The organism is Natrinema sp. CRL1 (genome assembly GCF_059162405.1).
The window spans coordinates 88,558-108,836 of the sequence record NZ_JBLVOY010000004.1 but is presented as its reverse complement, the minus strand read 5'-3'; the positions used below and the strand labels follow the sequence as shown (position 1 = coordinate 108,836).

Sequence of the window (20,279 nt, the reverse complement as noted above, 5' to 3'; positions counted from 1 at the left end):
AGCCCGGTGTATAATCCACGGGCCACGATTTCACCGCGGGAAATTGTGGGGTCTTTTATATTGTCCTGTCATACGAACGACGCAATGCCAGACGATGAGGACCGAGAAGTGCTCGCCTTGCTCGAAGACGAGTACGCGCGTCGCATCCTCATCGCCGCCAGCGAGGAACCGATGTCCGTCGACCGACTCACCGACCGCTGTGACGCGTCGCCGCCGACGGTCTACCGGCGGATCGAGCGGCTCGCGGACCAGGGGTTCCTCGAGGAGTACCAAGAGCTCGATCCCGATGGACACCACTACAAGACCTACAGCACGCGACTCGAGCACGTGGCGATCGAGATCGCCGAGGGCTCGATGGAGATGGACGTGTACCGCCGCGACGAAGATCCGGCTGACCGGTTTACCCGGCTGTTCGAGGATCTGTGATCGCCATGTTCGGACCCCTACTGCAGACGGTCGAGAGCGAGGGCGGATCGATAGCGATCGCCGTCGCCGTCTTCCTCGGCCAGGCTGCCGCGTTCGTGATCGCCTGCTGGATCGCAAAGCGGTCCTACGATGGCTACCGGGACGTCCGCCGGCTCTCGTTGCTTTGGCTCGCGCTCGGCATCTCGCTGCTCGCCGCGGTGCCGACGGTCCTTCGGTTCCTGTTGCCGACACTGTTCGGTGCGTCGTCGGTGACGACGACCGTCCTCGCGAGCAGCAGCGAGATCGCCGGCCTCGTGGCGATCCTCTATACCGTCTACGGCCGGCCGTGACATCGAGGTGCGGCCCTATGATATCGAGGTGCGACCGGTCGACCACGGCGCACCCGACGCACTCGAGGTGGGTCCGATGAGTGCGAGTATCGACGGATTCGGCGGTACCACGACCGCCGTTCTCGGAGACCAAACCGCCGTCCTCGAGCTGCCGCTGTCGACGGTGCTCGGTCTCGACGAGGCGACGACGATCTTCTTTGCGGGCCTGGCCAGTGCCGCGCTCGGCACTGTCGTGGCCTGGACGGCCTACCGGGGCTATGCCCGCAATAACAGCCGGCCGATGCTGTTTCTGGCCGTCGGCGTCGCCTTCCTCACTGTCGTCCCGTTCGCGCTCTCCCATGCGTTCGACCGGGCAACTGACGCGACCGATGCGTCGGTGTTGCTCGTCGTCACCGTCTGTCACCTGCTCGGACTGCTCGCCATCGTTCGCTCGTTCAGGAGGCCTGATTCGACATGAAATCGACACCGACATCATCGTCACTCGACGTAGTCGGAACCGTCTTCGACCGCCTTCGGGCGTGGAGCCGCTGGTTTTTCGGCGTCGTCGCCCGCAAGCAGACTTACGCGAACATCGCGTACCTGTTGTTGTCGTTCCCGCTCGGGATCGGCTACTTCACCGTCCTCGTGACCGGCGCGGCGATCCCGATCGGACTCGGGTTCGCGCTCGTCGATATGGCTGCCTCGGAGCCGCTTGCGCTGCTGATCGCCGGGATCCCACTGTTGCTGGTCTTGCTCTGTATCGGCGGCCCGCTCGTCGCTATCGTCCTGTTGGCTTCGATCGAACTGACCGCCCTCGAGCGGGTCCTCGCCGATCGGTTGCTCGCGCTCGAGATTCCGCTGTCCGAGCCGGCTACGAGCATCCGCGAGCGGGCTCGCCGACTCGTCTTCGACCGCGGAACGTGGAAGGGAGTCGGATACCTGTGCAGTAAATTCGTGCTCGGAACCGCCTCGTTCGTTTTGCTCGTCCTCGGGGGGACGTTCACGTACGCACTGGTCGCCGCGCCACTGCACTACCGGAATCAGTTGGTCGGTATCCACATCGGCGACCCGATCGAGTTCGTCCCGGAACTCACGTACCAACACGACGGCTGGATCATCGATGTTGCCCCGGTCACGCTCTCGGTCGCCGACGGCGAACTGATCTCGCTGTACGTCGACTCCCTCGGGGCAGCACTGGCCGTCTCGGCAGTCGGCGTCCTCGTCGGTCTCGTCGTCCTTCACCTGTTCAACGCCGTCGCGTGGCTGTACGCGCGGTACACGGCACTCCTGCTTCGGAACACACAGCCATCGCTCGTTACCGATCCGCCGACGTAGCGGTCCAGTGAATCCCACGGGTCAGGGCTCGAGCCGAGTCACGGCCAGTAGCTACTTACTGTCCGACTGGCGGATACCAAACTTGTTTGGAGATACCGGTTTCCCCGACGCTCTCCAAATAGCTACTGCGGCAGGGCACCCACCAGGGTACCCCCACCACTCCCCCTGCCGTTGACCTCCCATCCCCATCCTCCCCTCCCCACTCCACCCCCCCCCCCTTCCGTTTTCGCGCTCGAGTAGCAACCGCTCCGTTCCGCCCGGCTCCGCTCGCAGAGGCAAGCGAATCCGGTTCGACGCGATTCCGGAAAAATCGGCCACGTTCGGACCGAAGGAGTGTTTTGTGTGCGGTCCGTGGTAGTCACCAATGAGCCAACAGAACCTCGAGTCGCTCGACGTCGGGGCGATCCGAGACGAGTTCCCGATCCTCCAGCGGGAGTTCAACGGCGAGCAACTCGTCTATCTCGACAACGCGGCGACGACGCAGACGCCCGATCCGGTCGTCGACGCGATGAGCGACTACTACCGCGAGTCCAACGCCAACGTTCACCGCGGCATTCACCACCTGAGCCAGGAAGCCTCGATCGCCTACGAAGAGGCCCACGACCGCGTTGCCGAGTTCATCGGCGCGAGCGGCGGTCGTGAGGAGGTCATCTTCACCAAGAACACGACCGAGGCGGAGAACCTGGTCGCGTACTCGTGGGGGTTGAACGAACTCGGTCCCGGTGACGAGGTCGTCCTCACCGAAATGGAACACCACGCCTCGCTGGTCACGTGGCAACAGATCGGCAAGCGCACCGGGGCTGAGGTCAAGTACATCCGCGTCGACGAGGATGGCCGCCTCGATATGGACCACGCCCGCGAGTGCATCACCGACGACACCGCGATGCTCTCGGCGGTCCACATCTCGAACACGCTCGGCACCGTCAACCCCGTTGCCGAACTGGTCGACATCGCCCACGACCACGACGCGCTGGCGTTTATCGACGGCGCACAGGCCGTTCCCAACCGGCCCGTCGACGTCGAGGCCATCGACGCCGACTTCTATGCGTTCTCCGGGCACAAGATGGCCGGCCCGACCGGCATCGGTGCACTCTACGGCAAGCAGGAGATCCTCGAGGCAATGGAACCCTACCTCTACGGCGGCGGCATGATCCGCAAGGTCACCTTCGAGGACTCGTCGTGGGACGACCTCCCGTGGAAGTTCGAGCCCGGAACCCCCCAGATCGCCGAAGCCGTCGGCCTCGTCGCCGCGATCGACTGGCTCGAGGAGATCGGTATGGAACGCATTCGGGCCCACGAGGAGGAGATCGCCCGCTACGCCTACGAACAACTGACCGCGGAACCGGACGTCGAGGTCTACGGCCCCGAGCCGGGGCCGGAACGCGGTGGCCTCGTCGGCTTCAATCTCGAGAGCGTCCACGCCCACGACCTCGCCTCGATCATGAACGACCACGCGGTCGCGATCCGCGCGGGCGACCACTGTACCCAGCCGCTCCACGACAAGCTCGGGGTCGCCGCGTCGGCTCGAGCGTCCTTCTACGTCTACAATACGAAGGCGGAAGTCGACAAGTTGGTCGACGCCATCGACGACGCGCGTCAGCTGTTTAGCTGACGCGCGAGGGACGTCTTGGCGAGCAACGCGAGCCAAGGCTCGAAGCGGCGAAGCCGCTTCGTAGACGCGCGTCAGCTGTTCGCGTAGGCGAACGGTAGCGAACTTCCCTGACAGACACGCTCGCTCGTAATTTCGAGAAAACCGACTGTTCACTGGGGATTACCTCGGTGTTTTACCCGCGGATACGATATGTGGTGCAGATGACTACGGAAGACGAACAGGTGGACGAACCGATCGATATCCTCTTGGTCGAGCCGAACCCCGGCGACAGTCGGCTCTTCGAAGAGAAGTTCACGGACGCGAAGCTCCTGAATACCATCCATACCGTCTCCGACGGGCAGTCCGCGCTCGATTTCGTCCGCCAGCGAAACGAGTACGCAGCCGAACCGCGTCCGGATATCATCCTCCTCGAGCCACAGCTCCCCGGCAAGAGCGGCATCGACGTCCTCTCGGAACTGAAAAACGAGTCAGCGCTCGACGAGATCCCGGTCGTCGTGCTCACGAGTTCGGACGCCGGCGAGAAGGTCGTCCAATCTCACGGCCTCGAGGCGGACACCTACATGCAGAAGCCGGTCGAACCCGAGGACTTCGTCGAGTTCGTACAGTCAGTCGAGGAGTTCTGGTTCGCGATCGTACAGAAGACAGCGTAGTGAGCCGCCGACCTGCGAGTTCGCGACCGAACGCCGGCGACGAACTCGTCGCGGGCGATGATTGATCGCTGCCGCTCGTCTTCCGTGCCGCAGGGTGCTCGCAGATCGCACGTTTCTGTCTCCCGGTGAGCTCGTTTGCCGGTGCTCGAGGCAGTTCACTCTGTGTTCGGCCTCTTTCGACGACGCGCCGCCGGCCCCTGATCCGGGTCGACACCGAAGTCACAGAACGCTCCCGTGACCGCCCGTGTCGCCCCCCGGAACCCTTTTACAACTCACTCACCTATCCGTTTCTAACGATGGGACTGGGCTCCGATATGTACCGACAGCAGATCCTCGACCACTACAAGAACCCCCGTAACTACGGGGAGCTCGAGGATCCCACGTTCACCCACGTCGGCGAGAACCCGATGTGTGGCGACGAAATTCGCATGGATGTCGTGCTCGCCGACGACGAGGTGACGATCGAGCGGGTCGCGTTCCAAGGCGACGGCTGTGCGATCAGTCAGGCCTCCGCCAGCATGCTCTCGGGGAAACTCGCCGGCAAGACCCTCGAGGAACTCCACGAGATGGACCGCGAGGACGTAATCGACATGCTCGGCGTCGACATCTCGCCGATGCGGGTCAAATGTGCGGTGCTGGCCGAGAAGGTGGCACAGGACGGCGCGGAGATCTATCAGGGCGACCTCGACGTAGAGAAGACGACGACCGAAGACGACTGACGCCGCTCCGTTTCCGGCGGACCCCGAACATCGAGCGTCGCGTTCTTTTCCCGATCGTCGCTACTGATTCTCGGAGCGCGTTGCTGGTTGCGTCACCGCTCAGGGCCGACCTCGTACGTGTTCGTTTACCTAAGCAGAAGCGCGAGCGGTGTCGAATCGGGGCGATATGTGCCTATATCCACACCTCTCACTCGCGGGAAGTACTTTCTCGAGTCGAAAAACGAAATCGGGAATCCGTCGCGACCGGTCGCTCTATTCGGGCTTCAGGCCTTCGTCCTGGACGCGCATGACGGCCTCGCCGTCGGCGAGGTTCGGCGCGTCGACCAGTCGGACGATCCGCTTGTCGCCTTTGGACTTGCGCAGGTAGATCCGGAAGGTGGACTTGTGGCCGAGGATGTTGCCACCGATCGGCTGGGTCGGGTCGCCGAAGTAGGAGTCGGGGTTCGAGGCGACCTGGTTGGTGACGATGACGGCCGCATTGTAGAGGTTGCCGACCTTGTCGAGGTCGTGGAGGTGCTTGTTGAGCTTCTGCTGTCGATCCGCGAGTTCGCCACGACCGACGTACTCCGCGCGGAAGTGGGCGGTCAGCGAGTCGACACAGAGCAGCCGAACGGGGTACTCCGAGTCCTCGTGTTCGCCCGCGAGTTCCTTTGCCTTCTCGGCGAGCAGCATCTGGTGGTTGGAGTTGAACGCCTTCGCGACGTGAATCTTCTCGAGAACGTCCTCGACGAGTGCGTCGACGGCGTCCTCGTCGTCGGCCGAACCCTCGATCTCCCGGTCCTCGAGCGTCGCGTTGATAGCGTCGTCGGGCAGTCCGCGGACCATGTCGTCGATCCGCTCGGGCCGGAAGGTGTCCTCGCTGTCCATGAAGATGGCGCTGCCGTGGAGCCCGCCGACCTCCTGTGGGAGCTGGACGTTGACGGCCATCTGGTGGGTGACCTGGGACTTGCCGGCACCGAACTCGCCGTAGACTTCGGTGATTGACTGCGTTTCGATGCCGCCGCCGAGCAGGTCGTCGACCTCGTCGATGTGCCAGCTCAGCTTGCCGATTTCGTTCCGTCGCTCGAGTACTGTCGAGCCGGTTTCGAAGCCGCCGATGTCGGCGGCACCGCGGGCGGCGCGGACGATGTCCGCGGCCGTGGACTCGCCGACGTCGGCCGTGTTCGACAGTTCCGATGGGGCGGCGACAGCGAGGCTCTGATAGGAGTCAAAGCCTGCGTCGTGAAGTTTGTCTGCGGTCGCCGGTCCGACGCCGGGGAGTTCCTCGAGATCTGATTCGGGCATACTCCCTGCTTGTGCCGGACCCCCCATAAACCCTCGTTAACAGGGAAGTGAAAGTGAAAGTGCCGGCAAGCAGCGGGATGAATGGAAACGCCAGCAGTGGGTTTAGGAAGGAAGGCGCGTCGGACCGCGTATCGCGGACGCTCAGTGGAGCGACTCGCCAGCGTCCCACTCGAGACAGTAGAGCCGTTCGTCGTCGCTGCCGACGTAGAGTCGTTCCGGTGCGATCGCCGGCGTTCCCCGGATGGCGTCGTCGGCGGCGACGTGCCAGTAGGGCTCGGGATCGGTGGCATCGATGCCGTAGAGTGACCCGCTCGTATCGCCGATACAGAGCACGTCGCCCGCGACGACGGGACAGGAACTGGCCGGCCCGTCGAGTTCGATTCCTTTCCGCGAGAACAGCCAACCGCGCAGTTTGCGCCGGCCGACGGTCGTATCGGTGACGTGGCAGTAGCCGTCTGCGGCCCCGATAAAGCTCGTCTCCGCGGCCGGGAGCACGGTCGCCGAGGTGGTAAAGCCGTCGCGGATCTCGTAGGTGAACCACGTCTGGCCCGTGGCGGCGTCTAGCGCGACCATCGTGCCCTCGTCGTCGCCGACGTAGACCCGCCCGTCGGCGATCGTCGGCCCGGCCACGACGGTGCCGCCAACGGGTGCCGTCCAGACTTCTTCCCCGGTTTCTGCCTCGAGCGACACCACTGTCCCGTCTGCGGTCCCGATGAAGGCTCGCTCTTCCGTCGTTGCCCACCGCCGATCCGGTTCCTGCTCGCGTTCCGCCGCGAGCAGGTCCGAATCCATCGACTCGAGCGCCTTGTCGTCGGGCTTCCCTTCCAGTGCCGACCGGCGCTGCTCTCCCTCCCGTCCGTCGGCGATCGCGGGCGAACCGACGACGGCTGACTCGGTCTCGTGGGTCCACAGTTCAGTTCCGGTCCCGGCCTCGAGCGCGGAGAGACCGGCCGCGTGGCCGGCATAGAGCCGCCCCTCCGAGAGCGCGAGCGGGGCCTCGAGGGCCCCCGGAAGCTCTGCTTGCCACTCCGCCTTGCCGGTACTGATATCGAGCGCGCGGACGGTGCCGTCCGCCGTCCCCAGATACAGCCGATCGCGGTCGACGACCGGTGCCGCGTCGGTCGCACTCTGCGTCTCGAACACCCACCGACGGCGACCGGTCTCCCGCTCGAGGGCGTAGCAGTTCCCGCGGTTCGTCCCGACGTAGACGGTGTCGCGGTCGAGGACCGGTGAGCCGACCGGTCCGACGAGGTCGGCCGTCCACGCCCGCTCGACTCGGGCGGGTCCCTCGATGTCGCGCCGGAGCCCCGAGTTTCGCGAATCGCCTTTGTACTGGTTCCACTCCGTCACTGGCCGGAAGTACCGAACGAACCGGTATAATGGATGTGGAACAGCGACCCGACTGCCGATCGGACGGGTGGCCGATCGAGTCGGGAGCCGAATCGAAGACGTCAGGCGGCGCGCACAGTCGAGTCGGCCGCCTCGACGCCGGAGAACTCGAAGCGGGCACCGCCGTCGCGGTTCTCGCCGACCGAAACGTCCCACCCGTGGGCGTCGGCGATGCTTCGGACGATGTTGAGCCCGAACCCGGTTCCGTCGGCGTTCGTCGTGTACCCCATCTCGAACACCGTCTGGCGCTCCTCGGGCGGGATTCCGGACCCGTCGTCTTCGACGACGAACCCGTCGTCCGTTCGCCGAACGGTGACGGTCACGTCCGGCCCGGCGTGTTCGATACTGTTGCGAAACAGGTTCTCGAGCAGTTGTCGCAGCCGTTTTCGGTCGCAGGATATCGTCCCGAGATCGCCGTCGATGCGAAGCCTCGCCTCGGACGCTTCGATCGTCGACCACGCCCTGTCGACGGTGGGCTGAAGCGTGATGGGACGGCATTCGTCGACCGTTTTTCCCCGTCGCGAGAGCGTTAGCAGGTCCTGAATGAGGTCTTCCATACGGTCTAACGCCTCCGCGACCCGGGCCAGGTTCCCGTCTACTCCCTCCCCATCCCCGTTTCCATCGCCGTCTCGCTGTTCGCGCGCGAGCTCGAGATGTCCCGTCGCAACGTTCAGCGGGTTTCGGAGGTCGTGGGAGACGACGCCGGCGAACGCATCCAACTGCTCGTTCTGTCTGGCGAGTTCGCGCTCGTGGGCTGCCAGCCGCTGTCTGGCTTCGATCGACGCGACGGCGTGACCGATCGTCTCGCCGAGTTCCGTGAGCACCTCCTGTTCGTATTCGTCAAAGACGTTCTGCCGGTCCGCGTAGATACTGAAGAAGCCGTAGACGGTCTCGTCGTGGACGATCGGCACGACGGCCAACGACTGCATACCGCGGCTCTCGAGTAAGTCCCACCACGGCTCCATCGTCGGGTCGGCAAAGACGTCCGGGACACACTGTATCTTTCCCGTCTCGATGGCGCGACCCCCGGCACCCTCGCCAGTCGGGCTGTCGTCGACGGTGACGGTGATCGACTCGACGTATTCGTCGTCCAAGCCGGCCCACGCGGCGGGACGAACGCGCTCTGTGCCGTCTTCGTACCGCCCGATCCAGACGCCCTCGTAGGGTTCCGACTCGCTCAACCGATCACAGACGGCCTGCTCGAGGTCGGCCCGGTCGGTCTCGCTCACTACTTCTTGGGTCGCGATTCGGATCGTGTCGTTGATGCGATTCAGCCGCTCGATGGACTGCTGTCGCTCGAGTCCCCGAACGTCGTAGACGCCGACCAGCAAGCCGACGAGGGAACCGAACGTCCCGACGTTGAGCATCGGAACGAACGGATCGACCAGCGGGATCCCGATAATGACGGCCGACCCGAGCAGCCATGCGCCCAGCGTCGAGACCGCTAGCACGCCGGCACCCGCCCACGCTAGCAGCCGGCCGACGAACTGATTCGGGACCAGTCGGTCTCGAGCGAGCAACGCGCCAGCGATCGCCACGACTATCGAGAGGAGGACCGGGGCACCGTTGATGAGCACCTGCGCGGGCGTCGTCTCGAACCTGATGACGTTGACGAGATGAAGGATGGTGAGGAGGCCGCCGATCACGGTGATCAGCCGGCCGACAAACCGATTTGAAGTGACCTTCATCGAACCCCTCAGAAGTTAATCGGATATATAGAGCCGCGAATATAGGCTCACTGGCTTGATGTAAGATAAGGGACAATACACTCGACGCTCTCTGCGGTGGACTCGGGCGACTCTGTCCGAGTCCGAGACTGGTCGGAATCGAGAGAGCGGCAGGAAAAGGGAGCAACTGGTGTATGGCGCAGTTGTGATGATGTGGATTTGATGTGGCTTCCTGCCGCGTACGTCTCCGTATGCGCGGGTCCGCAATACCGGTGACTCCTACACGATTTGGGGGTCCGTCGACCGAGCGGACGAAACCGAGTGACGGGACACCGATCGCGTCAAGTCCGACTCTCCATTCCGGAATCGCGAGCCATCACTCCCAGGGATGGGTCCCGCCCTCGCTGGGCCAGAGCGGGTACCAGTACTCCTTCTCGCGCTCGATCTCGAGTTCGCCGTCCAAGGCCGACTCGAGGGTAAACTCCGCGCTCGAGTCCCGCTCCCGGCCGGATTTCGGGACGAAGGGGTAGAAGCGCCCGCGGCGGAACGAATAGATCCAGTACGCCGGTTCGCCCGCGCCGGCGGATTCCCCGCCGTCTCGAGTACCCAACGCGCCGCCGCGCTTTTCGTACGCGAAGACGGCCGCCAGCAGCCGCGAGCCGTAGCCGTGTTCGATGAACGTGTCCGCCGCGAAGTGCATGCTCGTGATCAGGTCCTCCGGGTCGTCGTCCGCGAGGACGACCCAGTGGTAGCCGTGGTCGTCGCTCGTGACCGAAAACTCCGTCCCCGTCTCCTCCCGGCCGGCCTCGAGGATCGCTTCGACCTCGTCGACGGCGTTCCGGAAATCGGTCGAGTCGACGCCGGAAAAGCAGAGCGCGCCGACATCGAGCGACTCGTAGCCCAGATCGGCCGCCATCGTGAGGTAGGCGGTGCTCATCCCGAAGAGGTCGTCGGGGTCGGCGTCGCGTCCGGCGTCGGTCTCGGCGCGCGACCCGAGGATAGCGCGGAGTCCGTCCAGTAGTCCCATGTCTCGAGTAGTGAGGGCCACCCCTTAGAAGGTCTGCATTTCGCGCTCGAGGCTCCGGAGCTGTTCGACGCGTTTCTCCGTCGGCGGGTGGGTCGAGAACAGGCGGGCGACGACGCCGGACTTGATCGGGATGATAAAGAAGGCGTTCATCTCGGCTTCCTCGCGCATGTCGTCTTTGGGGACCTTATCCATCTCGCCCGAAATCTTCAGGAGTGCGGAGGCGAGCGCGGACGGATTGCCGGTGATCGCGGCCGCGCCCCGGTCGGCGGCGTACTCGCGGTACCGCGAGAGCGCCCGGATGAGCAGGTAGCTGATGATCCAGACGACCAGCGAGACGAGGATTGCAACGATGATGCCGCCGCCTCCACCTTCCCGCCCGCGGCCGTGACCGCCGCCGAAGAACGCGCCCCAGCGGACCATCATGAACGCGATGGTCGAGAGGAACGAGGCGATGGTCATCACCATCATATCGCGGTTCTTGACGTGGGCCAGTTCGTGAGCGAGGACGCCGTCGAGTTCGTCCTGCTCGAGCGTCCGCATGATCCCCGTCGTCACGCAGACGGCCGCGTTTTTCTGGTTGCGCCCGGTCGCAAAGGCGTTCGGTACCTTGGAGTCGACGACCGCGACCTTCGGTTTCGGGAGGTCGGCCTGCTGTGAGAGCCGTTCAATCGACGCGTGCAGTTCTGGATACTCGTCGGCCGAGACCGTCTTCGCGCCCATGCTTCGGAGGGTGAGCGTGTCGCTGAAGTAGTACTGGACGAGCGAGAACCCGCCGAAGAACAGCCCGAAGAGCAACAGCCCGCCGCCGACGTAGGCCGTGATCACGCCGGCGAAGACGATGTACAGCGCGAACAGCAGAAACATCGTCACGAACATTCGAAGTCGCAATCCCCAGTCCGCCTGCCAGTTCATATTCGCACCTACGGGACGCGACGGAATAAGTATCACCGATACCACAGCACGCAATATGTATCCTCACATACATTCGCTGCTGTCGACGAGTACAACCCCTTCGTTTCGCATGGAGACCGTGTGACGGAGTCCCGTCTGACGGGAACGAAACGTCCTCTGTCTGACGGTCGTCTGAGTGTTTCAAACCCCGTCTCTGGTTCGCGTCGCAAAATCCGGTCGTTACGAAGCGGCCGGCACAGACTCGACCGCAGGTGTCCCGTTTCGAATCGCCTCGAGTCTCATCGCACTCGCGCCCACCCTCGAGGGCGTCACTCGAGCGGGCTTCAGCGAACTTATTTTCCGCCCGTGGGAATCCCAGCCCATGGAGTCCGACACGCGAATTCGCGTCGCGACCGCGGCGGACGCGGCCGCCGTCCGAGACATCTACGCCCCGTTCTGTGAATCCACGGCGGTCACCTTCGAGGAGACGCCGCCCGGCGAGGCGGAACTGGCCGATCGAATCGAGTCGACCCTCGAGGAGCACCCGTGGCTGGTCTTCGAGATCGACGGCGATGTCGTCGGCTACGCCTACGCAGGACCGCTGCGCAAGCGCCGCGCCTACCAGTGGGTCGTCGAGCTGTCGGTTTACGTCGCCGAGTCGGCTCGCCAGTCCGGGGTGGGTCGCGCGCTCTATGAATCTCTGTTTGCCGTCCTCGAGCGGCAGGGAATCCGGGACGCCTACGCCGTGACGACGGTTCCGAACCCCGAAACCGAGCGGTTCCACGAGCGGCTGGGATTCGAGCGACTGGTCGATTTCCCGCGAATCGGCTATACGCAAGACGACTGGCAGGACGTTGCGTGGTGGCGACGGCCCCTCGCCGAGAAGTCCGACACGCCGGACCAACCGCGGCCGTTTCCGGCGGTCCGCGAGGACGAGGATTGGGAGTCGCTTGTGCGGACAGGGATGGAGTCGCTCGAGCCGTCGCGGTCGTAGCGCGACACTCGCGTGCGGACCTATTTCACCACACTCAGCACAACCGGTCCGCCAGTTCCGCGAGCCCCTCGGTTATCAGATCCGGTTCGCTGCCGAAGGGGTCCCACGGGTTCCCCTTCCGATCGAGCCAGACGCCCTGCATCCCTGCGTGAATCGCGCCCTGCACGTCGAACCAGAGCGCCGAAACGTGGACGAGCTCGTCGATCGGCGTTCCCGTCCGCCCGGCGGCGTGGCGGTAGAGAGCCGGGTCTGGTTTGAACGTCTCGAGTTCGTCGGCACTGATCGTATCCGCCACGAGGTCGTCGATTCCGGCGTGGTCGACCATCGAATCGAGCATTTCCGGATTCCCGTTCGAGAGGACGTACGTGTCGTAGCCGGCCTCGTGCAACCGCTCGATGCTCTCGCGAACGTCGTCGAAGACCTCGAGTTCGTGGTAGACTGAGAGGATTTCCTCGCGCTCGTCGGCAGTCACGTCGATCCCGTGTGCCTCGAGGGCGTACGCGAGCGCGTCGCGATTGATCTCGTAGAACGTCTCGTACTCCTCGAGGTGGTTCGCGACGAGCGTATACTGCATCGACCGCTCTCGCCACGTCTGCGAGACGGCGGCCGGATCGTCGACGGCGGTGTGCTCCGTGAGTGCGGCCGCGGTCGCGTCGACGTCGACGAGCGTGCTGTAGGAATCGAACGTCACTGTCGTGATGCGGTCGGTATCGAACGCCATAGCAGATAGACGGCCCGGAGGACTAAGAACGTCGGCCGATTGGGTCGCTGCGCTGGAGTCGCTCGCCGACGTGCATGCTCGACCGAAGCCGCTTAGTGTGACCACCGACTGGTATCTTCCGTGAATCCCTCGAACTGGCGGACCTATCTCGTGACGCAGGCGTCGCTGTCGGCTGACTGGTCGACGCCCGACGTCGTCCGCGCGGCGATCGACGGCGGTATCGACGTCGTCCAACTGCGCGAGAAGGAGACGAGCGCCCGATCGCGGTACGAACTCGGCCTCGAGTTGCGCGAGCTCACGGCCGCGGCGGGCGTCGAGCTGATCGTCAACGACCGCGTCGACATCGCGCGGGCGATCGACGCCGACGGGGTCCACGTCGGCCAGTCCGACCTGTCGGTCGCGGTTGCCCGCGATCTGCTGGGACCGGACGCGATTGTCGGCTGTTCGGCGTCGACGGTCGCGGACGCCCGGAATGCGGAAGCCGAGGGGGCGGACTACCTCGGCGTCGGCGCGGTCTATGGAACGTCCTCGAAGGACGTCGAGCCGGACGAGGACGGGATCGGGGTGGAACGGGTCGCCGACATCGCCGACGCGGTCTCGATCCCGATCGTCGGGATCGGCGGGATCACGGTTGACAACGCCGCCCCGGTCGTCGACGCGGGTGCCGCGGGCGTCGCCGTCATCTCCGAGATCACGGCAGCCCCGGATCCGAAAGGTGCGACCGAAGCGCTTGCTCGCGCCGCCGAAACGACGAAGGCAGTCGACGTCGGAGGTAACGGACAATGAGCGTGACAGACACGGCCGCCGCCGACCTCGCGGACTCGGTCCGCGCGGTTCGGGAGACGGAGCCGCTCGTCCAGCACCTGACCAACACGGTGACGATCAACGACGTGGCGAACCTGACGCTGCACTGGGGCGGGCTGCCGGTGATGGCCGACTCCTTCGGGGACGCCGGCGAGATGGCCGAACTCGCGCGCGCGATCACGATCAACATCGGACAGGTTCCCGACGCCCGCGTCGAGGCCATGCACGAGGCCGCCCGGAAAGCGAACGAGCGCGGAATCCCGGTCGTCCTCGACCCCGTCGGCGTCGGTTCGACGCCCTCGCGCGAGGCGGTCGCCGAGAGTCTTCTCTCGGCGATCGACTTCGCCGTCATCAAGGGTAACTACGGTGAAATCAGCGCGCTCGCCGGTGTCGAAGCCGACGTGAAAGGCGTCGAATCCGTCGGCGATTACGACGAGATCGAGAAGACTGCCCAATCTCTCGCCGAATCGACCGGCGCGGTCGTCGTCGCCTCGGGCGTCGCTGACGTCGTCGCGGACGCCGACGGCGCGGTTCGAGTCGCTGCCGGTCACGAGATGCTCGGCGAGGTCGTCGGCACCGGCTGCATGCTCGGCGCGACCGTCGCGACCTTCTGTGGCGCGCTCGAGGATGACCGTGAGGCCGCCGTCCACGCTACGCTCGCCTTTGGCATCGCCGGCGAGCGCGCGGCCGAGATGGACCACGCGGGGCCGGGCAGCTACCGGACGAACTTCCGCGACGCCGTCGCGGGCGTCACCGGCGAGGTCGTTTCGGACATCGACCTCGAGGAGCGGATCGAACGGGTCCTCTGAGTCGGTCCGAGGGGACGATCTCTGCCGCCGGAACTTCCAGTTCTCGGGATCGTACTGAAACCGTTTTAATACCACCGCGTGAACTGTCGACTATGGCTCGAGATGACCTCGAGAATGCGGCCGAGTCGATCGAGGAGGCGGCGACGGCCGCGTCCGACGACGAGGCACGGGACCGACTTCAGAACCAAGCGGCGAAGTTCGAAGACTACGCCACGGCCGACAACGGTCCGGACCACGGCCAACTCGCGCGCCACGAACACATCCTGAAAGACATCGCCGACGACGAGGGCGGCGACGTTGCGGCGTCGATCGACGACGCGCTCGAGGCGATTACCGAGCACCGGTCGACGCTCGAAGGCGTCTGAGGGCTCGAGAACGGTCGTTTTTTCGCGGATCGAGAGAGCAGGTGCCGAGCGAGGAATCGGACTCTTCGATCCGCGACGTTGCTATTCGAATAGAGGTGGCTGCGCTGAACCGCCTTCGATAGCCGAGAGCGGCCCGCTCTCGGAACGGAACTGCGATGCCGCTCGCGTTAGCAAACCGGCTTCGGGTTCGCGCCCATCCCCTCGAGCGTCTCGACGTACTCGTCGTAGGCGGCCTGAATCGCCCCCGTCGCGGCCTCCCGTGCGCGTTCCCAGTCCTCGTCGTCTTCGCAGACCGCCTCGAGAAGGTCGGTCGCGCGCTCGAGTTGGTCGTCTAAATCCTCGCCGAAGCCCCGAAACAGGCTGGCGGTCTGGGGGTCGGCGTCGCCGACGAAGTAGCCGACGACCTGGTCTTTCGAGCGCTGGCTCGCGAGGATGCGGCCGACGAGTGCGCCGGTGCGGGAGACGGTGTCATCCTGCTCGCGGAGATACTCGTGGAGTTGCGGGGTATCGGTCGGCTCGTACTCGTCATCGTCGAGTTTCCCGTCGACGGTCTCGTAGTGGTCTTGCTCCTCGTCGGCCGTGGCTTCGAAGGCTTCGCGGGCCTCGTCGTTGGCCTCGTCGTCGGCCCACGCGAGGAACGTCTGCCAAGCTGCGTATTCGGCGTCGGCGGTCGCCTCGAGGACGGGTTCGGTGTCGATCTCGCCGCCGGTGTCGGCGTACAGCGACTTCGAGGATCCGAGCCGCGAGAGCGCGGTCTGGTTGTCTTCGCTGACGGTCTCGACGAACGTGTCCGAATCGGTCATAGGGTGGGCTTCGGGCGGCCGCGGGTTAGGTTTATCGTGACGGGTCCACGAGTCCGACCGTCGTCCCCGCCCCCGACATCGATATGGGACGGTTACTGTTCGTCCGTTGAACTCCAACGTCAGCATAACAATTACCGTACTCGGAGTTTCCTCGAGCGGAATGAAACGACGAGCGTATCTCGTGACGGCCGCCGCGGCGACCCTCGGTGGCTGTTCCGCCCTGAGCGATTCGGAAGCATCCGACGACTCCGACGATGAGAACGAGACCGATTCCTCGGATTCGTCGGACACGATCGACGAGGAACCCGGCTCGTTCGATCAGTTCGACGACCTCTCGATGTGGGAGGTGATGGAAGGCTCGCTGGAACTCGACGAGGAGCGGGCGTACGTCGGCGATCAGTCCGGCCGCATGACGGCCGCCGAGTCCGAAGCGCGGGTCATGATCAAACGGCGGTTCGATTCCCCGCGGGACCTCTCCGACGAGTTCCCCGCGCTGGCGTTTGCAACCGAGGACGACGTCGATCCGGTCGTCCAACTCTCCGATACCGACGGGAACCGGCTGCTCCTCCAGTGCAACGTCGAACCCGGACTCCCGTTCGCACATCACGATCTCGGGATTATCGACACCGTCGGCGATCCCGACCTCAGTTCGATCAAGCACATCAAGATCTCCGTGTGGACGAGCGACGACCGGTCGGCCACGCTCTGGGTCGACGACCTCCGGTTCGTCTCCCGACCGGAGACGGGGAAAGTCCTCATCCAGTTCGACAACGGGACCGAAACGGCCTACACGCAGGCCCGCTCGACCCTCTCGGAGTACGACTACCCCGCGACGGCGTTCGTCCCCACCGACCGCGTGGGGGGAAGCGGCTACCTCGATCAGGACCAGCTCGAGACCCTCCAGAGCGACGGCTGGACGATCGGCAGCCAGGCGACGACCGGCAGCGGGCTCGCCGGCGACAGCGAGTCCGCCCAGCGCGACCAGATCGAGGGTGCCGTCGAGTGGCTCGAGGACAACGGCTTCGAAGACGGTGCCAGTTACTTTTCGTACCCGCTCAACCGCTACGACGAGACGACGATGGGCATCGTCGAGGAGACCCACGACGTCGGTTTCGTCGGCGGCTACGCCGGCCACGGCAGCCTGTTGAACCCGACGCTCGCGCCGCGAACGGTCGATCCGTCCGCCGACGAGGCCCAGCAACTCCTCGAGTGGACGGCCCAGTTCCGGACGATCACGACGCTCACCTACACGGATCTCTCCGGCGACTCGGCGGCCGCGTTCGAAGGAATGGTGTCGGCGCTCGACGACCTCGAGTCGGCCGGCGACCTCGAGGTCATTACGCCGGACGACCTCGCCTCGGATTATATTCAAGCAGAGTAGTCAGTCGAGCGGCGGTCTCGGCTGAGAACGCGATCCGGTTCGGACTGACCGACCCACTCTTTTGCGTAGAGCCCGGAACCGGCAACCAGCGCGCAGTGTTCGATTGTCGTCTCTCCGTCACCACTGTGGCGGAGACGGCTCTCTGCGTTCTCTCCGCTCGAGTGCAGCAGAAACCGGAATCGGCGCTGCCCCGGATAGCGGTTCCGACGCATCGCGTCGATGCTCTCTCGAAGCCGATTCCGTTGTTTCGCCCGTCCTGCGGTTCGTCTGACGGCGCTACGCTTACTCGCCCGTCTCGATCGGCGCGTTGACGAGGTTGCCCCACTCGGTCCAGGACCCGTCGTAGTTGACGGTGTCCTCGTAGCCGAGCAGTTCGTGCAGCGCGAACCACGCAACGGAGGATCGCTCGCCGATGCGGCAGTAGGCGACGGTCGTCTCGTCGCCGTCGATGTCTTCCTCGGCGTAGAGCTCCTCGAGCTCGTCGTAGTCCTTGAAGGTGCCGTCGTCGTTGGTCACGGCGGCCCACGAGATGTTCTTCGCGCCGGGGATGTGGCCGCCGCGCTGGGCGGTCTCCTGCAGTCCGGAGGGCGCGAGAATCTCGCCGGAGAACTCCTCGGGCGAGCGAACGTCGACCAGTGGGACGCCGCGCTCGATCGCGTTTTCGACGTCCTCTCGGTACGCGCGGATGCTTTCGCGCGGGCCGGCGGCGTCGTACTCGGTTGCCGAGAAGTCGGGCTCCTCGTCCGTGGTCGGGTAGTCGTTCTCGAGCCAGTATTCGCGGCCGCCGTCGAGCAGATAGACCTCGTCGTGGCCGTAGTACTTGAACTGCCAATAGGTGTAGGCAGCGAACCAGTTGGAGTTGTCACCGTAGAGGACGACCGTGTCGTCCTCGCTGATGCCGTGGCTCCCGAGGAGGTCCTCGAAGTCTTCCTTGTCGAGGATGTCTCGCTGGGTCTGGTCCTGAAGCTGGGTTTCCCAGTTGAATCCGATTGCGCCGGGTGCGTGTTCGTCCTCGTAGGCTTCCGTGTCGACGTCGACCTCGACCAGTCGGTGGTCGGAATCGTCGTCCTGGAAGTCCTCGAGTCGGTCGGCGACCCAATCGGCCGTGACGAGTACGTCGTTGGCGTAGTCGTTTGCCATACCAACCCCTTCGATGGCGACACACAAAGGGACTACTTAACCGGTCAATTCGGACACCGATCGACTCTGGCGGAAACAATTGCCGCATTCACCGAAACCGATCGCAATCACCGTTCGTACAGGCGCTGTATTCGTCGGATTCGCGCGGTATTTAATATATAGGCGTCTACACAGGTCAGATCCCCCACCAAAAACAAGCAAGAGTTGCCACTGTCCCGGTATCCGAAACGCGACGGAAATCGGTGCGTACTCGAGTCTCCGTTCCGAACGACGGCCTAATGGACGACTCCGTCGTCGTTTCCCCCGACTGGCTCGCATCGCGTCTGGACGATCCGCAGGTCCGCGTCGTCGACGTCAGAGACGCCTGGGAGTTCGACGGGATCGGGCACGTACCCGGCGCGGTGAACATCCCGTTCGACAGCTACCGCGACGAGAGCGACGTCGACCGCGGGACGTTGCCCGGTGCGAACGCCTTCGCGGATCTCCTCGGCGACGCGGGAATCAGCCCCGAGGACACGATCGTCGCCTACGACGACACCCACGGCGTCTTCGCCGCCCGGTTCGTGCTCACCGCCCTCGAGTACGGCCACGACGACGTGCGCCTGTTAGACGGCGACTACAGCGCGTGGAATCAGGACCACGAGACGACCAGCGAGACGCCCGACATCGAGCCGGTCGCATACGAAGCCGACCCGCGCTCCCCGGAGGAGAGTCCGCTGGTCGGCTACGACGCCGTCGCGGACGCCCTCGAGCGCGACGCCGTCTTCGTGGACACCCGCGAGCAGGAGGAGTTCGAGGAAGCCCGCCTGCCGGGCGCAGTATTGTTCGACTGGCGCGAGGTCATCGACGACGAGACGCGGCGGCTGAAACCCGAGGCCGAACTCGAGGCGCTACTGGCCGACCACGGGATCACGCCGGATCGCGAGATCGTGCTCTACTGCAACACCGCACGCCGCATCAGCCACACCTACGTCGTGCTCAAGGCGCTTGGCTACGAGACCGTCCACTTCTACGAGGGGAGCCTCACGGAGTGGCTCGCCAACGACGGCGAGACCGAGAGCGGTCCCGTCGACGCATAGCGCACGCCAGCGGCCGGCGCGTCGGCGGCCGGCGAGCGAGTCATCGATCCGTCGCTCTTCCATACGTTGATGAGCATCGATACGAATCCTGTGCCATGAACGCGGTCGTCGGCCGACGCCGGTTTCTCCTCACAGCCGCCGGCGCGAGCGCGCTTGCAGGCTGTTCGTCCTCGAGCCCCGACGAGTCGCCCTCGAACGAGACCGGCGAGACGCAGACCTCGAGTGCGGCGGCGCTCGAGGGGCTTTCGGCCATGCGCCAGTACGTTCGTCCGGCGACCGAGAAACGACGGCCCGAGGTCCTCGCGACCGCGGGGAGCCAGTACGTCGTCGCCGCGTTCGATGCAGCGACGGTCGACGTGAGCGACGTTGCGCTTCGGCTGGACGGGACCGAATACGCCGGTACGTTCACGGCAACGGCAGACGGCCGACTCGAGGTCGGATTCGAGGTCCCGCGAGCAGTGGCGGCCGAGAGTGGAGTCGTGCTGATTGGCGGCGAATCGACGCCGGTCTACCGGGACGTCCTCGATCGGCTGGCGAACCCACCCCGATTTACTGACGTTTCGTTCGACGCTCGAGCGGAGAGTCGGCCCGGCGCGATCGCGGGGCTCGACGTTCGGGTCTGGAACAAGGGTGGCCCGGGTCTGTTCAAGGGCGTCTTCGACGTTCCGGGCGCATCGCCGAACGTGTTCTCGGAACAGATCGACGGCGGCACGCTCTACGGCCACACGACGCACGTGACGATACGCGACGACGCGAAGCCACGGGACGAGACGGCCGTCTTCGATACCGGGTTCGAGCAGTACAGGGTCCCGTTTTCGATCGTCTCACCGGACGAGACGTAACGTCGAAGTTTTGAATCCCCGAGTCCGCCGGGT

At 64.9% G+C, this 20,279-nt stretch carries 22 protein-coding genes; 14 read left to right on the top strand and 8 right to left on the bottom strand.

The genetic code is table 11. The features are described 5' to 3' along the window. Window positions 1–84: 84 nt before the first annotated feature. The 7 genes from ACJYUO_RS14670 to sufU all read left to right on the top strand — a co-directional run bounded on the left by ACJYUO_RS14670 (window position 85) and on the right by sufU (window position 5,050). The gene (locus tag ACJYUO_RS14670) at window positions 85–426 is read left to right on the top strand and encodes an ArsR/SmtB family transcription factor (RefSeq protein WP_494346102.1); all 342 of its coding nucleotides are present in this window, start codon (window positions 85–87) and stop codon (window positions 424–426) included. Between the two features lie 5 nt (window positions 427–431). Beyond that, window positions 432–755: a DUF7521 family protein gene (locus ACJYUO_RS14665; protein WP_494346101.1), complete on the top strand. Its 324-nt coding sequence runs from the start codon at window positions 432–434 to the stop codon at window positions 753–755. 76 nt (window positions 756–831) lie between these two features. Next, window positions 832–1,212, top strand: a complete 381-nt coding sequence (locus ACJYUO_RS14660) for a DUF7521 family protein (RefSeq protein WP_494346100.1) — start codon at window positions 832–834, stop codon at window positions 1,210–1,212. Then, the gene (locus ACJYUO_RS14655; protein ID WP_494346099.1) at window positions 1,209–2,069 is read left to right on the top strand and encodes a sensor domain-containing protein; all 861 of its coding nucleotides are present in this window, start codon (window positions 1,209–1,211) and stop codon (window positions 2,067–2,069) included. The genes ACJYUO_RS14660 and ACJYUO_RS14655 overlap by 4 nt, the downstream gene beginning before the upstream one ends. Window positions 2,070–2,433: 364 nt before the next feature. Beyond that, the gene (locus ACJYUO_RS14650) at window positions 2,434–3,681 is read left to right on the top strand and encodes an aminotransferase class V-fold PLP-dependent enzyme (protein ID WP_494346098.1); all 1,248 of its coding nucleotides are present in this window, start codon (window positions 2,434–2,436) and stop codon (window positions 3,679–3,681) included. A gap of 200 nt (window positions 3,682–3,881) precedes the next feature. Continuing rightward, on the top strand, window positions 3,882–4,331 hold the full coding sequence (locus ACJYUO_RS14645; protein WP_494346097.1) for a response regulator: 450 nt from the start codon (window positions 3,882–3,884) through the stop codon (window positions 4,329–4,331). A 296-nt stretch (window positions 4,332–4,627) separates the two neighbouring features. Continuing rightward, the gene (sufU, locus tag ACJYUO_RS14640) at window positions 4,628–5,050 is read left to right on the top strand and encodes a Fe-S cluster assembly sulfur transfer protein SufU (protein ID WP_494346096.1); all 423 of its coding nucleotides are present in this window, start codon (window positions 4,628–4,630) and stop codon (window positions 5,048–5,050) included. A 252-nt stretch (window positions 5,051–5,302) separates the two neighbouring features. On the opposite strand, the gene radA is transcribed toward sufU, so the two are convergent. The 5 genes from radA to htpX all read right to left on the bottom strand — a co-directional run bounded on the left by radA (window position 5,303) and on the right by htpX (window position 11,329). After that, window positions 5,303–6,334: a DNA repair and recombination protein RadA gene (radA, locus tag ACJYUO_RS14635; protein WP_494346095.1), complete on the bottom strand. Its 1,032-nt coding sequence runs from the start codon at window positions 6,332–6,334 to the stop codon at window positions 5,303–5,305. Between the two features lie 141 nt (window positions 6,335–6,475). Then, complete coding sequence (locus ACJYUO_RS14630) at window positions 6,476–7,684, bottom strand: outer membrane protein assembly factor BamB family protein (RefSeq protein WP_494346094.1); 1,209 nt, start codon at window positions 7,682–7,684, stop codon at window positions 6,476–6,478. Between the two features lie 101 nt (window positions 7,685–7,785). Continuing rightward, window positions 7,786–9,411 (bottom strand): sensor histidine kinase, encoded by a 1,626-nt coding sequence (locus tag ACJYUO_RS14625; RefSeq protein WP_494346093.1) that lies wholly within the window; start codon window positions 9,409–9,411, stop codon window positions 7,786–7,788. A 355-nt stretch (window positions 9,412–9,766) separates the two neighbouring features. Next, window positions 9,767–10,417 (bottom strand): PspA-associated protein PspAB, encoded by a 651-nt coding sequence (gene pspAB, locus ACJYUO_RS14620; protein WP_494346092.1) that lies wholly within the window; start codon window positions 10,415–10,417, stop codon window positions 9,767–9,769. A gap of 24 nt (window positions 10,418–10,441) precedes the next feature. Then, window positions 10,442–11,329 carry a zinc metalloprotease HtpX gene (htpX, locus tag ACJYUO_RS14615; protein WP_494346091.1) on the bottom strand — a complete coding sequence of 296 codons (888 nt, stop codon included), beginning with the start codon at window positions 11,327–11,329 and terminating at the stop codon, window positions 10,442–10,444. Window positions 11,330–11,690: 361 nt separating this feature from the next. Here htpX and ACJYUO_RS14610 point away from each other — a divergent pair, with 361 nt between their 5' ends. Continuing rightward, window positions 11,691–12,302, top strand: a complete 612-nt coding sequence (locus ACJYUO_RS14610) for a GNAT family N-acetyltransferase (protein ID WP_494346090.1) — start codon at window positions 11,691–11,693, stop codon at window positions 12,300–12,302. A 34-nt stretch (window positions 12,303–12,336) separates the two neighbouring features. On the opposite strand, the gene ACJYUO_RS14605 is transcribed toward ACJYUO_RS14610, so the two are convergent. Continuing rightward, on the bottom strand, window positions 12,337–13,023 hold the full coding sequence (locus tag ACJYUO_RS14605) for a haloacid dehalogenase type II (RefSeq protein WP_494346089.1): 687 nt from the start codon (window positions 13,021–13,023) through the stop codon (window positions 12,337–12,339). A 120-nt stretch (window positions 13,024–13,143) separates the two neighbouring features. Between ACJYUO_RS14605 and thiE the strand changes: the two genes are divergently transcribed. The 3 genes from thiE to ACJYUO_RS14590 all read left to right on the top strand — a co-directional run bounded on the left by thiE (window position 13,144) and on the right by ACJYUO_RS14590 (window position 15,001). Beyond that, window positions 13,144–13,809, top strand: a complete 666-nt coding sequence (gene thiE / locus ACJYUO_RS14600) for a thiamine phosphate synthase (RefSeq protein WP_494346088.1) — start codon at window positions 13,144–13,146, stop codon at window positions 13,807–13,809. Beyond that, window positions 13,806–14,636, top strand: a complete 831-nt coding sequence (gene thiM / locus ACJYUO_RS14595) for a hydroxyethylthiazole kinase (protein WP_494346087.1) — start codon at window positions 13,806–13,808, stop codon at window positions 14,634–14,636. The genes thiE and thiM overlap by 4 nt, the downstream gene beginning before the upstream one ends. 92 nt (window positions 14,637–14,728) lie before the next feature. Beyond that, window positions 14,729–15,001, top strand: a complete 273-nt coding sequence (locus ACJYUO_RS14590) for a DUF7553 family protein (protein WP_494346086.1) — start codon at window positions 14,729–14,731, stop codon at window positions 14,999–15,001. A 167-nt stretch (window positions 15,002–15,168) separates the two neighbouring features. Here ACJYUO_RS14590 and ACJYUO_RS14585 read toward each other — a convergent pair whose 3' ends face one another. Then, window positions 15,169–15,804 (bottom strand): rubrerythrin family protein, encoded by a 636-nt coding sequence (locus tag ACJYUO_RS14585; protein ID WP_494346085.1) that lies wholly within the window; start codon window positions 15,802–15,804, stop codon window positions 15,169–15,171. Between the two features lie 160 nt (window positions 15,805–15,964). On the opposite strand from ACJYUO_RS14585, the gene ACJYUO_RS14580 reads away from it, so the two are divergent. Further along, the gene (locus ACJYUO_RS14580; RefSeq protein WP_494346084.1) at window positions 15,965–17,185 is read left to right on the top strand and encodes a polysaccharide deacetylase family protein; all 1,221 of its coding nucleotides are present in this window, start codon (window positions 15,965–15,967) and stop codon (window positions 17,183–17,185) included. A 282-nt stretch (window positions 17,186–17,467) separates the two neighbouring features. On the opposite strand, the gene ACJYUO_RS14575 is transcribed toward ACJYUO_RS14580, so the two are convergent. After that, window positions 17,468–18,325 carry a sulfurtransferase gene (locus ACJYUO_RS14575; protein ID WP_494346083.1) on the bottom strand — a complete coding sequence of 286 codons (858 nt, stop codon included), beginning with the start codon at window positions 18,323–18,325 and terminating at the stop codon, window positions 17,468–17,470. Window positions 18,326–18,603: 278 nt separating this feature from the next. Between ACJYUO_RS14575 and ACJYUO_RS14570 the strand changes: the two genes are divergently transcribed. Further along, on the top strand, window positions 18,604–19,404 hold the full coding sequence (locus ACJYUO_RS14570) for a sulfurtransferase (protein WP_494346082.1): 801 nt from the start codon (window positions 18,604–18,606) through the stop codon (window positions 19,402–19,404). 95 nt (window positions 19,405–19,499) lie between these two features. Then, on the top strand, window positions 19,500–20,246 hold the full coding sequence (locus ACJYUO_RS14565) for a hypothetical protein (protein WP_494346081.1): 747 nt from the start codon (window positions 19,500–19,502) through the stop codon (window positions 20,244–20,246). Window positions 20,247–20,279 lie beyond the last annotated feature (33 nt).

Coding starts and splice junctions, on each gene's coding strand:
- ACJYUO_RS14670 (WP_494346102.1), top strand. CDS start 85: ATGCCAGACGATGAGGACCGAGAAGTGCTCGCCTTGCTCGAAGACGAG.
- ACJYUO_RS14665 (WP_494346101.1), top strand. CDS start 432: ATGTTCGGACCCCTACTGCAGACGGTCGAGAGCGAGGGCGGATCGATA.
- ACJYUO_RS14660 (WP_494346100.1), top strand. CDS start 832: ATGAGTGCGAGTATCGACGGATTCGGCGGTACCACGACCGCCGTTCTC.
- ACJYUO_RS14655 (WP_494346099.1), top strand. CDS start 1,209: ATGAAATCGACACCGACATCATCGTCACTCGACGTAGTCGGAACCGTC.
- ACJYUO_RS14650 (WP_494346098.1), top strand. CDS start 2,434: ATGAGCCAACAGAACCTCGAGTCGCTCGACGTCGGGGCGATCCGAGAC.
- ACJYUO_RS14645 (WP_494346097.1), top strand. CDS start 3,882: ATGACTACGGAAGACGAACAGGTGGACGAACCGATCGATATCCTCTTG.
- sufU (WP_494346096.1), top strand. CDS start 4,628: ATGGGACTGGGCTCCGATATGTACCGACAGCAGATCCTCGACCACTAC.
- radA (WP_494346095.1), bottom strand. CDS start 6,334: ATGCCCGAATCAGATCTCGAGGAACTCCCCGGCGTCGGACCGGCGACC.
- ACJYUO_RS14625 (WP_494346093.1), bottom strand. CDS start 9,411: ATGAAGGTCACTTCAAATCGGTTTGTCGGCCGGCTGATCACCGTGATC.
- pspAB (WP_494346092.1), bottom strand. CDS start 10,417: ATGGGACTACTGGACGGACTCCGCGCTATCCTCGGGTCGCGCGCCGAG.
- htpX (WP_494346091.1), bottom strand. CDS start 11,329: ATGAACTGGCAGGCGGACTGGGGATTGCGACTTCGAATGTTCGTGACG.
- ACJYUO_RS14610 (WP_494346090.1), top strand. CDS start 11,691: ATGGAGTCCGACACGCGAATTCGCGTCGCGACCGCGGCGGACGCGGCC.
- ACJYUO_RS14605 (WP_494346089.1), bottom strand. CDS start 13,023: ATGGCGTTCGATACCGACCGCATCACGACAGTGACGTTCGATTCCTAC.
- thiM (WP_494346087.1), top strand. CDS start 13,806: ATGAGCGTGACAGACACGGCCGCCGCCGACCTCGCGGACTCGGTCCGC.
- ACJYUO_RS14590 (WP_494346086.1), top strand. CDS start 14,729: ATGGCTCGAGATGACCTCGAGAATGCGGCCGAGTCGATCGAGGAGGCG.
- ACJYUO_RS14585 (WP_494346085.1), bottom strand. CDS start 15,804: ATGACCGATTCGGACACGTTCGTCGAGACCGTCAGCGAAGACAACCAG.
- ACJYUO_RS14580 (WP_494346084.1), top strand. CDS start 15,965: ATGAAACGACGAGCGTATCTCGTGACGGCCGCCGCGGCGACCCTCGGT.
- ACJYUO_RS14575 (WP_494346083.1), bottom strand. CDS start 18,325: ATGGCAAACGACTACGCCAACGACGTACTCGTCACGGCCGATTGGGTC.
- ACJYUO_RS14570 (WP_494346082.1), top strand. CDS start 18,604: ATGGACGACTCCGTCGTCGTTTCCCCCGACTGGCTCGCATCGCGTCTG.
- ACJYUO_RS14565 (WP_494346081.1), top strand. CDS start 19,500: ATGAACGCGGTCGTCGGCCGACGCCGGTTTCTCCTCACAGCCGCCGGC.